The organism is Kaistia nematophila, from assembly GCF_026343855.1.
Lineage (GTDB): Bacteria > Pseudomonadota > Alphaproteobacteria > Rhizobiales > Kaistiaceae > Kaistia > Kaistia nematophila.
Map to the genome: position 1 here is coordinate 41,398 of NZ_JAPKNK010000008.1, position 13,552 is coordinate 54,949.

Below are 13,552 nucleotides of genomic sequence, written 5' to 3' on the forward strand. Positions count from 1 at the left end.
CGGTCTCCATCGCGTCCGGTTCCAGTCTTTTTAACCTTCTCAGCTATATCGGTACCCGGCAAGCCTCGGCGAGGCGCAACGCCTTGGCCGGAAGCCGCCGATTGGATAAACGGGAGACGAGCAGGCGATCATGGCAAGTTCAGACACCATGCGATCGACAACGCCGCCGGATCTCGTGCGCATCGATGCTGGGCGGGTGAATGTCGCGACGCAGGCCGAACTGATCGCACGCGTCATCTCGGATGCGGCGAACGGCATCGGCGGTGATGTCTTCACGCTCAACCTCGACCATCTGGTCAAGCTCAGGGACGATGCCCGATTTCGCGAGGCCTACGCCGCCGCGACCTATGTGACGGCGGACGGCGCGCCCGTCGTCAGCATCGCGCGACGCCAGGGCGTTGCGGTGGATCGCGTGACCGGCGCCGATCTGGTCGTGCCGCTCTGCGAGGCCGCCGCCGCCGCCGGCGTCTCGATCCATCTCTTCGGCACATCCGACGCCATCCGCGACGAGGCCGCCGCGCGGCTCAGAGCCGCCATTCCCCGTCTTGAGATCGCGGGTTCGGAATCGCCGCCGCGCGGCTTCGATCCGGTCGGGGCCGACGCGATGGCCGCCGCCGGCCGCATCGCCGCTTCAGGCGCAGGCATCTGCTTCGTGGCGCTCGGCGCGCCGAAGCAGGAGCTCTTCGCACATGCCGCCGTGCAGCAGCGGCCCTCCGGGGTCATTTACATCTGCATCGGCGCGGCGCTCGATTTCATTTCGGGCCGCAGCAAGCGCGCGCCGCTTCTGTTCCAGCGCACCGGGACGGAATGGGTCTGGCGCTTCATCCAGGAGCCGCGCCGGTTGGGGATGCGCTACGCCCGCTCGATGGGCTACTACATCGGTTACCTGATGAAGGGCTCCGCGCGCGGCTAGGGTAATTCGAGAATGACACACCGGCTGACCATGCTGCATCCGATCGATCCGCGCGGCTCGAAGGTCGGCGGTATCGAGACGCATGTCCGCCTGATGTTCGAGCGCCATCCGCCGGATTTCTCGGTCCTGCTGGTTGGCGTCGACGAGCGAGGCGATCTCGAGCTCGGCAAGGTGGTCAAGCTGGCGGTCGGCGACCACACGATCGACTTCCTTCCCGTCGTGCACATTCCGGACCGCGAGATCCATGGCGCCGCCAAGAAGCTCTGGCAATCGGTGACGCTGCGCTTCGCGCTCGGCGCGCTGCGCTACCTGCCGACGATCCGCCGGCTCGGCGACGCGCCTCACGCGACGACGGAGCTGCAGCGTTTCGAGTTCGCGCCGATCGGCCGGATGCTCGGGCGTCCGGTGGTTCAACTCGTGCATGGCGAGGGTAGCCGCAAGGACCAGATGGATTCGCTCATCAAGCGATTCTGGTACATCAACGCCCTGAACGAGCGCATCGCGCTTCGCCTCGCCAGCCGCATCGTCTGCGTCAACCAGAACATCATCGAGCGGTTCAAGAAGGTGATGCCGCAATTCGTGACGAAGTCGGAGCTGCTGACCGTCTCGGTCGACATGGACCGCTTCGCGCTGGCGCCGTTCCCGGAAGGCGACGTGTTCCGAATCGTCTTCGCCGGCCGCCTCGACACCTTCAAGGACCCGCCCCTGATGTTCGAGACCATGCGCCGCCTGCATGCGGCGCGGGGCGGGCGGTTCGAGTTCCACTATATCGGAACCAGCGATCCTCATCGCTTCGCCGAATTCGCCGCGATCGAGCCGTTCACGATCCGGCATGGCTTCCAGAATTCCGAAGGCGTGGCCGCGATCATGCGGCAATGCCATTCCGGCGTGCTCACCTCCTTCTTCGAAGGCATGCCCTGCTACCTGCTCGAACTGCTCTCGACCGGCCGTCCCGTCGGCGCGATCCGTCTGCCGCAGTTCGATCCGCTGCTCGTCGCGGGCGAGAGCGGCTTCCTGGTCGAGCGCCCGGCGGATGCCCTCGCCTCGGCGGAGCAGATGACGGCGGGCTTCCTGACGCTTTGGGACGAGATCGCGACCGGCCGATTGGCGCCGGAGGCGATCCGCGCCAAGGCGGTTCCCTATTCGACCAAGGTGCAGATGCCGAAGCTGTTCGAGCGGCATCGGCAACTGGCGGCCGCTCGGAGCTAGCGGGTCACTCCTCGCGGGCGATCTCGTCGAGCAGCTTCTGCCAGGCCGCGAAGCCGGCCTCGCTCGAAAACTGGCGGGCGCGCGCGATGCGGGGGCCGGGATCGCCGGGATCGGCCAGCGTCGCGTCGATCGCTTCGGCCATGGTCCGCGGGGCACCGATCGGCACGATCTTGCCGAAGCGGTCGCCTGCGAGGATCTCGCGCGGACCGGCGCAGGCGGTGGCGACCACCGGCAGGCCGGCTCCCAGCGCCTCGACGGCGACCATGCCGAACGCCTCTGTGCGCGACGGGATCGCGCAGAGCCGCGCCGCGTCATAGAGCGGCGTCGGATCGGTATATCCCGCCAACCGCACCTTCGAGCCGAGATCGAGCTGCTGGATCTGCGCTTCCAGCGCCGGTCGTTCCGGTCCCTCGCCCGCGATCGTCAGCGTCGCGCCGGAGGCGGAGACCTGGGCAAAGGCGGCGACCAGATCGTCAAAGCCCTTTTCGCGCGACAGCCGTCCGACGGCGACGATGTTTGGCGCGCGCGCCGCGAGGCTCGAAGCGTCGATTGTCGTCGCGGGCAGGGGTACCGGATTGTAGATCCGCACCGTCTTGTCGGCTTCGGCGCCCCAGCGGTCGACCATCACCGTCTTCAGGGTCTCGGAGACGCAGACGATCCGGCTGCACAGCTTGGTGAGGATCGGCATGCCGTAATAGGCGGCGGCGGCGAGTCTGCCGGTCTTGTACTCCTCGAAACCATGGAAGGAGATCACCAGCGGCACGCGGTTGCGGGCCCGGAGCTTGGCGAGCGCCAGTTTGGTGGCATTGCCGGAAAGGGCAGAGAGCGCGACATCTGGCGCGAAATCGCGAAGCAGCCGGGCGAGAGCGGCGACGCCGGCGCGGTTTCCGGAGGGCAGCACCTCGACCCGCACGGCCGGATCGAGCCCGGTCGTCCCGTCGCCCACGCCGTCGACGGCGAGCACCACGTCATTGCCCTCTGCTGCGAAATGCGAGGCGAGCAGCGCCCAGACGCGTTCGGCCCCGCCGCCGCCGGCGAGCGATCGCGTGTAAAAGAGATACTTACGCTTTGCCACTAGCCTGCTCGTTCCGCGTGCCGGGAATCTACCGCACCGAGCCGTAATGCCGAATGCGCGTCGCGCCAAGGAGAGAGATGCCGATGCGGATCGATATCCGGCTCGACCCGAGCGAGTTGCGCGGCTGGCAGTGCGAGGTCGTCACCGCATTGCGGGCGCGGCCTGGCTGCGACGTCCGCCTTTCCAGGGGCACGGCGATCGCCGGCCTGCCGAAATCCGCCGACACGCTGTTCTGGCTCGAACGCTCGCTCTTCCACGCCGAGCACGGCGCCCTCGCGACGGCGGCGGCCTGGCCCGACCTGCCGGTCGCGGACGGCGACTGGAGCCCGGACCTCAGGATCGATCTTTGCGGTGACGGGACTTCCGAGGGGACGGCGATGGGTGTCCTGAGCCTCCGCTGCGACGGCGAGGAACCGGAGGCGGGGGCGCTGGCCGCAGTCCTCGACGAACGCGCGCCCTCCATGCACACCTGTCTCGCGCTCGATGGCGCCGTGCGCATTCTCTCGGTCTGGCGGCCGGCGGTCGAAAACCGGCGCAGCGCGACGGCAGCGCTCGGCATGCTGCTCGGCCGCGCCGCCCACATGCTGGTGCATGACGCGGCGCGCCTCGCGGATGGCATCCCGGCAGGCAGCCTGGCCGCTCCGCCTCTTCCTGAGACGCTGGACCGTTCCGCGGCCAGATTCTTCACCACCTCGCTGGCCGCTCGCGTGCGCAATCGCATTGAGCGCCAGCTGGGCAGGGCGCCGAACTGGTTCGTCGCCTGGCGCGACCGCGTGGGCGGCGACGAATTGCCGGTGATCGGCCCGGCTGGCTTCCGCCGGCTCGCCGATGACGGCCAGCGCTTCTACGCCGATCCGTTCCTTTGGGAGCAGGGCGGCAAACGCTACCTTTTCGTCGAGGAGTTTCCCTATGCGACCGGCAAGGGTGTGCTCTCGCTGAGCAATATCGGCAGCGACGGCAAGGCCACGACGCCGCGCGTCATCTTCGAGACGGATTGCCATCTCTCCTATCCCTATCTGTTCGAGCATGATGGGGCCCACTGGATGATCCCCGAGACCTCGTCGCGGCGGACCGTCGAGCTCTATCGCGCCGATCCGTTCCCGGATCGCTGGACGCTGCACTCGGTGCTGCTCGACAATGTCGATCTCGGCGACGCGACGCTGCAGAAGGTCGGCGACATCTGGTGGATGTTCGCCGGCTCGCGCGAGCGTTGGACGTCGAGCTGGGATGCGCTCTCGCTCTTTCGTGCGCCGTCGCCCTTCGGGCCGTGGCAGCCGCATCCCGGCAATCCGGTTCTGGTCGATCTCCACGCCGCGCGGCCGGCCGGCCGCATTCTCGACATCGGCGGCCGGCTCGTGCGGCCGGTGCAGGATTGCGACGGGCTCTATGGCGCCGCGCTCGGCTTCGCCGAAATCCGCACTCTCTCGTCGCAGACCTATGCGCAGACGCTGTCGGCTTCCGCGCTGCCCTGGGGCGACAACAGCGGGCTGCATACCTACAATCGCAGCGCCACGCTTGAAGTGATCGACCTCTTCGGCTCGCGCGGCTGAACCTTCTCCAAAAGTCCGTCACCCGACCTTCTCCCGCCAGCGGGCTGGGGTGAGGATTCTATTGACTCGATCTCGACAAATATGAAAAAGATTTTTGTATAAGAAATTCGAGTGAGGGGTCGATATGGCGGACACGATGGTGGAGAGCGACCTGGTCGTGCGGGGTGGCAAGCGGATCGACTGGATCCGCTCGCGAATGCGGCTACTCGCGGGCGTCCGGGCCGAGTTCGAGCGCGAGAAGCCCTTTGCCGGCCTCTCGATCGGCGTCTCGCTGCATCTGGAGCCGAAGACGGCGGTGCTGCTCGAGGTTCTGAAGGCAGGCGGTGCTGCGATCGTTGGCACCGGCAATCATGGCTCGACGCAGGACGACATCGTCGCCGTTCTGCGGGCGCAGGGCATGAACCTGTTTGGCAAGCGCGACGATGACCTCCAGCAGCATCTGGCGAACGTGGCGAAGGTCGTCGCGGCGAAGCCGGACATCCTGCTCGACAATGGCGCCGATCTCGTCGCGCTCGCGATCGAGGCAGGCACCGAAGCCACGATCCGGGGCGGCACGGAGGAGACGACATCGGGCGGCGACCGGCTGCGCGGCGAACTCGCCGGCAAGGTGCCGTTTCCGGTCATCGTCATCAACGACAGCCCGCTGAAGCAGATCGCCGAGAACCGCCATGCCGTCGGCCAGTCGATCGTCGAGAGCTTCATGCGGATCACCAACCTGATGATCCCCGGCCGGCGCTTCGTCGTCGTCGGCTATGGCTGGTGCGGGCGGGGCATTGCGCAATATCTCGATGCGCTTGGCGGTCGCGTCGCGGTGGTCGAGACCGATGCGATCAAGGCCCTGGAGGCGGCCCTCGACGGCCATCGCGTCGGGACGGCAGAGGACCTGGCCGCCTGGGGCGAAGTCTTCATCACGGCGACGGGGCGCCCCGGCGTACTCGGCGCCAAGGCGATCGCCGGGATGCGCTCCGGCGCGGTGCTTGCCAATTCCGGCCACTTCCCCTGGGAGATCGATGTCGCGGCACTTCGGGCCCAGGCGGTCGGCTCGCAACTGGTGGACGATTCGCTGGAGCGGATCGAACTCGCGGATGGCCGCCATGTCGTGCTTGTCGCTGACGGGCGCATGTTCAACCTCGCCGGCCGCGAGCCGAAGGGCAACTCGATCGAATCCATGGACATCGGCTTCATGCTGCAGGCGCTGTCGCTCGCACGCGTCGCCGGGGCCGGCCGTACGGGACTGGTGCCGGGCGCCCAGCCGGTTCCGGACGACATCAACCAAACGATCGCCCGCCGCATGGTGGCCGAGATGGGAGCGCATCTGTAGAACCACTTTGTCGCCATCGGCGCGGCAGGATGGAAGCTTCGGGAGCGGGCGGTCGGATGACGGACGAAGGCGGGATCGAGAGCCCGAACTATGGCGTACCCGCCCTCGACAAGGCGCTGGATATCCTGGAACTGCTGGCCGGCAGCAAGGAGGGGATGACGCTGGGCGAGATCGCGGCGGCGGTGGATCGCTCGGTCAACCAGATCTACCGGACGCTGGTGACGCTGGAGCGGCGGGGCTATCTGTTCCGCGCCCGTCCGTCCGGGCTCTATTTCCTGTCGCTGATGCTGTTCGAGATCGCGCACCGGCAGGAGCCGATGCGCGGGCTCATCGATATGGCTCTGCCGGCGATGCGCGCCCTCAGCGAGGCGATCGGCCAGTCCTGCAATCTCAGCATCCACGATGCCGGCCGGGTCGTCGTCATCGCCCAGATCGACAGTCCCAGCCCGTTCGGCTTTCGCGTCCGCGCCGGCGCGACCTTTCCGCTGTTCGAAAGCGCCACCGGCCGGCTGCTGATGGCGTTTGAGCCGGATGACACCAAGGTGCGGTGCTGGCTGCAGGGCGACAGCGAGTCGGCCTGGGAAACGTTGGGGGTTGGTCTCGCGACGATCCGCGAGCGCGGTTTCGAGGAGGAGGCGGACAGCCTGCAACCTGGCGTCACCGACCTGGCCTTTCCGATCCTCTCTCGCGACGGCCGCGTCGTCGCGGCCCTGACCGTGCCCTATGTGACGACGAGCTACAGTCGCCGGCCGATCGCCGATGTCCGTGCAGCGGCCGGGAATGCGGCCGCGGCGATCAACGCGGCGATCCGGGGCGAGGGCGGCTAGAGCGTTTCCGAGCGAAGTGGAGACCGGTTCGCGTGAAGAAAACGCGACCAAACTAGCGCTCGTATTTTTCCAGGAACGCCTCGATTTCGAGGGTACGGAAGTCGGGCAGGGCGAGCCGCAGCGCCTCGTGATCCCAATCCCACCAGGCGAGCGCCATCAGCCGGTCGGCGATCTCGGCGGGGAAGCGGCGCTTGATCGTTCTGGCGGCGACGCCGACGGCGATCTCATATGGGCCGACATCCTTCGTGACGACGGCGCCGGAGCCGATGATCGCGCCGGTGCCGATCGAGACGCCGGCGAGCACCGTGACGCCGTGACCGATCCAGACGTCGTGGCCGATCGTGCATGGGGTCGAGCGGCGCCAGTCGAAGAACGCGGCCTCATCGGCTTCGCCCTCGAAATACTTCGAGGCGCGATAGGTGAAGTGGGACTGGCTGGCCCGCCATTGCGGATGGTTGCCCGGGTTGATGCGCACCGCCGCGGCGATCGAGCAGAACTTGCCGATCGTCGAATAGATCACGTCGCCCTGCTCGGAGACGTAGGAATAATCGCCCATCGTCGTCTCGATCATCGACGTTCCGGCGCCGACCTCGGTGTAGCGCCCGAGCGTCGATTGCTCGACGCGGGCGGTCGCGTGGATGGACGGCGTCAGGCCGAGCGGCATCGCGGGAACTCCCATGTGGTGGATCCGGCGATAAGTGGATCCAGATCATGACGCTGCGATGACTAAGCCGGCGAAGCCGATTTATGCTTGATCTGCCGTGTAGTGTTGTTCGGGCCCCAAGTGGAAAAGACCGTCACAAAAGCTTTGCTTCGAAATTGCATGATCCGCCCAATTCGGGAGATCATGACATGTTGGTTCTGGACGGCGTTGCGCGACACTTCAACAACAAGGCAGCCGTCAGCGACGTCAGCTTGACGATCGGCTCCGGTAGCTTTGTCGGCGTGATCGGGCGTTCCGGTGCCGGCAAGTCGACCCTGTTGCGCATGGTCAACCGCCTTGTCGATCCGACGGCCGGCTCCATTCGCTTCGGTGATGTCGATGTCACCAAGCTGAAGGGCCAGGCGCTGCGCGACTGGCGCGCCCGCTGTGCGATGATCTTCCAGCAGTTCAACCTCGTCGGCCGCCTCGATGTCCTCACCAACGTCCTGATGGGCCGCCTGAACACCGTCTCGACGCCGCGTTCGTTGCTGCAGCTCTGGAAGGACGAGGACCGCGCCGTGGCGCTTTCCGCGCTCGAGCAGTTCGATATCTCCCAGCTCGCGGCGCAGCGCGCCGACAGCCTTTCCGGTGGCCAGCAGCAGCGTGTCGCGATTGCCCGCGCGCTGGTGCAGGAACCCGAGATCATTCTCGCCGACGAGCCGATCGCCTCGCTCGATCCGCGCAACACCAAGGTGGTGATGGATGCGCTGCTGCGCATCAATCGCCACTACGGCATCACCGTCATGTGCAACCTGCACTCGCTCGATCTGGCCCGCACCTATTGCGACCGGCTGATCGGCATGTCGGCCGGCCGTGTCGTCTTCGACGGCGTTCCCGAAGAACTGACCGAGGGCGTCGCCCGCGACCTCTACGGCCTCGAGGCCGATGACGTTCTCGATTTCGACCCGGCGATTTCGCCGGAGCGTTTCCGCGGCGCCGTGCCTGCCGCGGCCTGATCTCAAGACCGAGTTCAAACGGTGCCGGAACGGCACTGCCAACACCTGGAGAATACCCATGCTGAACCGCCGCACGCTTTTCGGCGCCGCTTTCGCAGGCCTCGCGCTTGCCGGTGTCGCTTCGCCCGCTTTCGCCGACTGGAAGGCGGATTTCCCGGAGCTGACGATCGCCGTTATCCCGGCTGAGAACGCGTCGACCACCACCGACCGCTACCAGCCGCTGGCCGACTATCTCGGCAAGCAGCTCGGCGTTCCGGTCAAGCTGGCCGTCGCCACCGACTACGCCGCCGTCATCGAGGCGCAGCGCGCCGGCAATGCCCAGATCGCCATGTACGGCCCGGCCTCCTACGCTCGCGCCGTGCTGACCGGCGTTGAAGTCGACCCGCTGGTCGTTCCGCGCCATTCGAACGGCGCCACCGGCTATTATTCGGTCATCTATACGCTCGCGAACGGCCCCTACAAGTCGATCGACGACCTGAAGGGCAAGACGCTCGCTCTGGTCGATTCCAACTCGACCTCGGGCAACAACGCCCCGCGCTTCTTCCTGCATCGCGATGGCAAGGACGTCGACACGTTCTTCGGCAAGGCGATCTTCGCCGGCAGCCATGACAACGCCGTCCTCGCGCTTGCCCAGGGCACCGTCGACGCCGCTGCCAATTCCTGGAACTCGGAAGACGATTCCAACCTGACCCGCATGATCTCCAAGGGCGTTCTCAAGAATGCCGATGGCAAGCCGATGACGAAGGAAGACTTCCGCATCGTCTTCAAGACCGACTTCCTGCCGGAAGGCCCGTTCTCGGTCCTGTCGGCTCTGCCGGCCGACCTGAAGGCCCAGATCAAGCAGGCCTTCCTGGACATGCCGAAGAACGACGCCAAGGCGTTCGCCGGCCTTTCGGACGGCAAGGACACCGAGTTCGTCGCGATCGAGCCGGCAACGCTCCAGCCGATCATCGACATGGTCAAGTTCAACGACGAGCAGCGCAAGAAGGGCTCCTGAGCCCCTTCAAGCCTTTCGGGAGGCGGCCGGTCCATCCGGCCGCCTTTTTCGTAACCGGCCGCATGTCGCGGTTGTCCGTCCTGCCCGGCGGATGAAGAACAAGCGGAGACGGCCCTTGGCGACCGCCATTGCAAAGCTTCCGGACCAGCAGGCCGCCGCGCTCAGTCGTGGCTACGCCAGCGCGGTCGCAGCCAAGCGGATGAAGACGCTGGCCGTCCTCGCCGTGCTGGCGGTGCTGATCGTCATCAGCGGCCAGATGGCGGATATCCGCCCCTGGAAGCTGATCACCAATATCGGCAATTTCGGCTCCTTCATCGGCCGCACGCTGCCGACGCTGACGCTGGGCAATCTCTTCTCCGATATCGCCGCCTGGTACTGGAACTTCGGCGCCTGGTTCCGGCTGCTGGTCGAAACGATCCTGATCGCCTATCTCGGCACGTTCCTTGGCGGCATCCTCGCCTTCTGCCTCTGCTTCTTCGCCTCGGCCAATCTCGTCCGCAACAAGGCGACGTGGTTCGTCGCCCGGCGCTTCCTCGAATTCTGCCGCACCGTTCCCGATATCGTCTTCGCGCTGATCTTCGTCATCGCCTTCGGCCTCGGTCCGATGGCAGGCGTCCTGGCGCTGACGATCCACACGGTCGGCGCGCTCGGCAAGCTGTTTGCCGAGGTCGTCGAGAACATCGACATGAAGCCCGTCGAGGGCCTGCAGGCGACCGGCGCCTCCTGGCTGCAGACGGTGCGCTTCGGCGTGCTGCCGCAGGTCTCGTCCGGCTTCGCCTCCTATGCGCTGCTGCGCTTCGAGATCAACGTGCGCGGCGCGGGCGTCATGGGCTTCGTCGGCGCCGGCGGCATCGGCCAGGAGTTCCTGATTGCCATCCGCAATTTCTATTATACCGACGTCAGCGCCATCCTCCTGATGATCATCACCACCGTGATCCTGATCGATCTCGGCACGGAGCAGGTCCGTCATCGGCTGATCGGCATGGAGCGCATGCGATGAACACGGCTTCCTCCACGATCTCGACCGGCAAGCGCGCCATCCGCGAGACGGCGCTGGCCGATCTCGACGGCCTGCGACGACGCCACCCTGGTGCCTTCGCCAAGTCGCCGCTGCGGCGGCTGTTCATGATTGGCCTGCCGGTGGTGATGGTGGCTCTGGCGCTTGCCGCCATGGTCTGGCTCGATTTCTCGCTGGTCAGGATCTGGAACGGCCTGCATCGTCTCGGCCAGTTCGCCATCCTGATGATCCCGCCGGCGCCCGAAGGCCGGTTCATGGCCTTTTCCATCGCGCTCGGCGAAACGCTGGCGATCGCCTTTCTCGGCACGCTGACGGCGGCAATCCTCGCCTTCCCGGTCGCGTTCCTCGCCGCCAAGAACGTCATTCCCAATATCTTCGTGCATTTCGGCGCCCGCCGGACCTTCGACGTCTTCCGCTCGGTCGATACGCTGATCTGGGCGCTGATGTGGATCAACGTCGTCGGCCTCGGCCCGTTCGCCGGCGCGCTGGCGATTGCCTGCGCCGATTTCGGCGCCTTTGGCAAGCTATTCTCCGAGGCGATCGAGGCGACGGACGGCAAGGCGACCGAAGGCATCGCGGCGTCGGGCGGCAGCAAGGCGCATCAGGTCCGCTTCGGCCTCGTGCCGCAGGTGCTGCCGGTGATCGCGAGCCAGGTGCTCTACTTCTTCGAATCCAACGTCCGTTCGGCGACGATCATCGGCATTGTCGGCGCCGGCGGCGTCGGCGCCTACCTGACCGAACTGATCCGCGTGCTGGAACTGAAGCAGGTCGCCTTCCTTATCCTGATGATCCTCGTCACCGTCGCGGTCATCGATTTCATCTCGTCCAAGCTGCGCATGGCGGTGATCGGCAAGTCGAAGATGGTGTGAGGCCGCTCCTCCCCTCAGAGGGGAGGTCGAAAACGCGCATGCGTTTTCGGGAGGGGGGTGGCTGCGCCGTTCAGTCTGAAACCCCTCTCCAAAGCTGGCTCCGGCCAGTTTTGCCCTCCCTCCAGGGGAGGGTTCAAGCCGTGCGTGCTGCTAGACGCCCGCACTCACGCGCTCAGCCAGTGAAAGCACTCAGCTCTCGACCACGAGCTCCGTCCGGTCGGCGGCGAAGGCGGCGCGGGTGAACTGGATCGGCGCATCGTCCGTGTCGACATTGATGCTCTCGACCGTCAGCAGCAGCCGGCCCGGCGCGAGGTCGAGCTTCTGCGCCTCCTCGGCCCCGGCCAGCCGGGCGGAGATTCGCGTCTCCAGGCGGCGGTAGTCGCTGACGCCGCAGGCGGCCAGCGCCTGCGTCACCGTTCCCGTGTCGCGATAGGCCGCGACCAGCCCGGCGAAGCGGGGCATGGGGAAATAGGCATTGCCGAGCGAGATCGGACTGCCATCGGCCATGCGCACGGTATCAAGGCGCATCACCGGCGCGCCCAATGCGATCGCCAGCGCCTTGGCGACGCCCGGATCCGCCACCGTCTCATAAGCTTCCAGCACTTTGCCGCCGGCTTCGCGGCCGGCGCGGGAGACGTTTTCCGAGAAGCGGGTGCGGGTGCCGATCGGGTAGGGCATCGGCCTGTCCTCGACGAAGGTGCCGCGCCCCTGCGTCGCCCGCACCAGCCCGCGCGACGCCAGTTCGGCGAGGCTGCGCCGCACCGTATGGCGGTTGACCGCGAAGCGGGTCGCCAACTGGCTTTCGGTCGGAAGCTGCATGCCGGCGCGCAGCCGCTCGCTGCGGATATCCGCCTCGATCTCGTCGGCGATCTGCCGCCAGGCGGCGATGCCGCGGCCGCGGGCGACCTCCGTCACGCCGTTGTCGTCGGCCGGGAGCACTGTGTTTGTCATCAAATCGTCACTGGACCTATTCATGTGGTTGTCTATATCATTAGACAACTCGAATGAGAAGCCTTCGATGATGATGGATCAAATCATGCGACATGAGGCGGCCGGCGCGAAGCCGGCGGAAAATCCCGAGATTGCCGCCCGTCAGGCGGTCATGGCGACCTGCACGGGCGCGACGTGCGTCGAGCTGGAGCAGGCGCTGGCTGCCCTTGGCGACATCCCGCAGGCGACCGACCTGCGCGGCACCGAGAACGGCCTCGTCATGCTGCGCGGACGCATGGGCGGCGACGGCCGGCCGTTCAATCTCGGCGAGGCGACGGTGACCCGCGCCGCGGTCCGCCTTGACGATGGCCGCACCGGCTTCGCCTACCAGCTCGGTCGCGACGCCGCCAAGGCGCGCGTCGCCGCCATCCTCGACGCGCTCTGGCAGGGCTCGGAGCGGACCGCCGTCGAGGCGGCGCTCGCGCCGACGCGCCTGCGCATCGCCGACGAGGCCGCCGCCAAGGCGCGCCGGGTCGCCGCCACGCGGGTCAACTTCTTCACCATGGTTCGCGGAGACGATTGATGTCAGCCCTCGCCATCACGGCCGGTTTCACCGACCCGGTCATTGAAGCGCAGGCGCATTTCCATGCGCTGATGAACGCGCTCGCCCGGCCCGGTACGATTCAGCCTTTTCCGGCCGCCCTCGACGTCCCGGCGCCGCTGACGCCGGAACTCGCCGCCGTCGCGCTGACGCTCGTCGATCATGAGGCGACGCTGTGGCTGGACGCGACGCTCGCCGCCTCTCAGCCGGTCGTCGACTACATCCGTTTCCACACCGGCGCGCGCATCGTCGCCGACCCGGCCGACGCTGCCTTCGCCCTGGTGGTCGACGTCGCCGCCATGCCGTCGCTCGCGAGTTTCGCGCAGGGCACGGACGAATACCCGGACCGCTCGACGACGATCATCCTCGCCGCCGCTTCCATCGAGCCCGAGGGCAGCTTTGAACTGAGCGGCCCCGGCATCCGGGACAGCGCGCGGATCGGTCTTTCCCCGGTTCCCGCCGATTTCACGGCGCAACTCGCCATCAACCGCGCGCAGTTTCCGCGCGGCGTTGATCTGGTTTTCGCGGCCGGCCGCGAAGTCGCGGCGCTGCCGCGCACGACACTCGTTTCGGAGGTCTGATC

14 protein-coding genes are annotated in these 13,552 nt (G+C 66.8%); 11 read left to right on the forward strand and 3 right to left on the reverse strand.

The genetic code is table 11. The features are described from left to right. Positions 1–130: 130 nt before the first annotated feature. On the forward strand, positions 131–913 hold the full coding sequence (locus OSH07_RS17610) for a WecB/TagA/CpsF family glycosyltransferase (protein WP_266339998.1): 783 nt from the start codon (positions 131–133) through the stop codon (positions 911–913). 12 nt (positions 914–925) lie between these two features. Further along, positions 926–2,122, forward strand: coding sequence for a glycosyltransferase (locus OSH07_RS17615; RefSeq protein WP_266339999.1), 1,197 nt, complete (start codon positions 926–928; stop codon positions 2,120–2,122). A 4-nt stretch (positions 2,123–2,126) separates the two neighbouring features. On the opposite strand, the gene OSH07_RS17620 is transcribed toward OSH07_RS17615, so the two are convergent. Further along, positions 2,127–3,197 (reverse strand): glycosyltransferase, encoded by a 1,071-nt coding sequence (locus tag OSH07_RS17620; RefSeq protein ID WP_266340000.1) that lies wholly within the window; start codon positions 3,195–3,197, stop codon positions 2,127–2,129. A gap of 83 nt (positions 3,198–3,280) precedes the next feature. On the opposite strand from OSH07_RS17620, the gene OSH07_RS17625 reads away from it, so the two are divergent. From OSH07_RS17625 to OSH07_RS17635, 3 genes are all read left to right on the forward strand, one after another. Next, on the forward strand, positions 3,281–4,747 hold the full coding sequence (locus OSH07_RS17625; RefSeq protein ID WP_266340001.1) for a glucosamine inositolphosphorylceramide transferase family protein: 1,467 nt from the start codon (positions 3,281–3,283) through the stop codon (positions 4,745–4,747). A 124-nt stretch (positions 4,748–4,871) separates the two neighbouring features. After that, complete coding sequence (locus tag OSH07_RS17630; protein ID WP_266340002.1) at positions 4,872–6,068, forward strand: adenosylhomocysteinase; 1,197 nt, start codon at positions 4,872–4,874, stop codon at positions 6,066–6,068. A 56-nt stretch (positions 6,069–6,124) separates the two neighbouring features. Further along, positions 6,125–6,895 carry an IclR family transcriptional regulator gene (locus OSH07_RS17635; RefSeq protein ID WP_266340003.1) on the forward strand — a complete coding sequence of 257 codons (771 nt, stop codon included), beginning with the start codon at positions 6,125–6,127 and terminating at the stop codon, positions 6,893–6,895. A 52-nt stretch (positions 6,896–6,947) separates the two neighbouring features. Here OSH07_RS17635 and OSH07_RS17640 read toward each other — a convergent pair whose 3' ends face one another. Then, positions 6,948–7,574, reverse strand: a complete 627-nt coding sequence (locus tag OSH07_RS17640; RefSeq protein WP_266340004.1) for an LbetaH domain-containing protein — start codon at positions 7,572–7,574, stop codon at positions 6,948–6,950. Positions 7,575–7,747: 173 nt separating this feature from the next. Here OSH07_RS17640 and phnC point away from each other — a divergent pair, with 173 nt between their 5' ends. From phnC to phnE (OSH07_RS17660), 4 genes are all read left to right on the forward strand, one after another. Then, on the forward strand, positions 7,748–8,554 hold the full coding sequence (gene phnC / locus OSH07_RS17645; RefSeq protein WP_266340005.1) for a phosphonate ABC transporter ATP-binding protein: 807 nt from the start codon (positions 7,748–7,750) through the stop codon (positions 8,552–8,554). Between the two features lie 58 nt (positions 8,555–8,612). Continuing rightward, a complete protein-coding gene (gene phnD, locus OSH07_RS17650) occupies positions 8,613–9,551 on the forward strand; it encodes a phosphonate ABC transporter substrate-binding protein (protein ID WP_266340006.1) in 939 nt (312 codons plus the stop codon). 115 nt (positions 9,552–9,666) lie between these two features. Then, positions 9,667–10,551 carry a phosphonate ABC transporter, permease protein PhnE gene (phnE, locus tag OSH07_RS17655; RefSeq protein WP_266340007.1) on the forward strand — a complete coding sequence of 295 codons (885 nt, stop codon included), beginning with the start codon at positions 9,667–9,669 and terminating at the stop codon, positions 10,549–10,551. Next, complete coding sequence (phnE, locus tag OSH07_RS17660; RefSeq protein WP_266340008.1) at positions 10,548–11,438, forward strand: phosphonate ABC transporter, permease protein PhnE; 891 nt, start codon at positions 10,548–10,550, stop codon at positions 11,436–11,438. Before phnE (OSH07_RS17655) ends, phnE (OSH07_RS17660) begins: the two co-directional genes overlap by 4 nt. Positions 11,439–11,627: 189 nt before the next feature. On the opposite strand, the gene phnF is transcribed toward phnE (OSH07_RS17660), so the two are convergent. Beyond that, positions 11,628–12,389 carry a phosphonate metabolism transcriptional regulator PhnF gene (gene phnF / locus OSH07_RS17665; RefSeq protein ID WP_266340009.1) on the reverse strand — a complete coding sequence of 254 codons (762 nt, stop codon included), beginning with the start codon at positions 12,387–12,389 and terminating at the stop codon, positions 11,628–11,630. A gap of 73 nt (positions 12,390–12,462) precedes the next feature. On the opposite strand from phnF, the gene phnG reads away from it, so the two are divergent. Beyond that, positions 12,463–12,951, forward strand: coding sequence for a phosphonate C-P lyase system protein PhnG (gene phnG, locus OSH07_RS17670; protein WP_266340150.1), 489 nt, complete (start codon positions 12,463–12,465; stop codon positions 12,949–12,951). Then, positions 12,951–13,550: a phosphonate C-P lyase system protein PhnH gene (phnH, locus tag OSH07_RS17675; RefSeq protein ID WP_266340010.1), complete on the forward strand. Its 600-nt coding sequence runs from the start codon at positions 12,951–12,953 to the stop codon at positions 13,548–13,550. The genes phnG and phnH overlap by 1 nt, the downstream gene beginning before the upstream one ends. The last annotated feature ends 2 nt before the right edge of the window (positions 13,551–13,552 follow it).

Excerpts from the sequence above, each read along its gene's own strand:
- OSH07_RS17615 (WP_266339999.1), top strand. The coding sequence starts at position 926 with ATGACACACCGGCTGACCATGCTGCATCCGATCGATCCGCGCGGCTCG.
- phnH (WP_266340010.1), top strand. The coding sequence starts at position 12,951 with ATGTCAGCCCTCGCCATCACGGCCGGTTTCACCGACCCGGTCATTGAA.
- OSH07_RS17635 (WP_266340003.1), top strand. The coding sequence starts at position 6,125 with ATGACGGACGAAGGCGGGATCGAGAGCCCGAACTATGGCGTACCCGCC.
- phnD (WP_266340006.1), top strand. The coding sequence starts at position 8,613 with ATGCTGAACCGCCGCACGCTTTTCGGCGCCGCTTTCGCAGGCCTCGCG.
- OSH07_RS17640 (WP_266340004.1), bottom strand. The coding sequence starts at position 7,574 with ATGGGAGTTCCCGCGATGCCGCTCGGCCTGACGCCGTCCATCCACGCG.
- phnF (WP_266340009.1), bottom strand. The coding sequence starts at position 12,389 with ATGACAAACACAGTGCTCCCGGCCGACGACAACGGCGTGACGGAGGTC.
- phnE (WP_266340008.1), top strand. The coding sequence starts at position 10,548 with ATGAACACGGCTTCCTCCACGATCTCGACCGGCAAGCGCGCCATCCGC.
- phnC (WP_266340005.1), top strand. The coding sequence starts at position 7,748 with ATGTTGGTTCTGGACGGCGTTGCGCGACACTTCAACAACAAGGCAGCC.
- OSH07_RS17630 (WP_266340002.1), top strand. The coding sequence starts at position 4,872 with ATGGCGGACACGATGGTGGAGAGCGACCTGGTCGTGCGGGGTGGCAAG.
- phnG (WP_266340150.1), top strand. The coding sequence starts at position 12,463 with ATGGATCAAATCATGCGACATGAGGCGGCCGGCGCGAAGCCGGCGGAA.
- OSH07_RS17625 (WP_266340001.1), top strand. The coding sequence starts at position 3,281 with ATGCGGATCGATATCCGGCTCGACCCGAGCGAGTTGCGCGGCTGGCAG.
- OSH07_RS17610 (WP_266339998.1), top strand. The coding sequence starts at position 131 with ATGGCAAGTTCAGACACCATGCGATCGACAACGCCGCCGGATCTCGTG.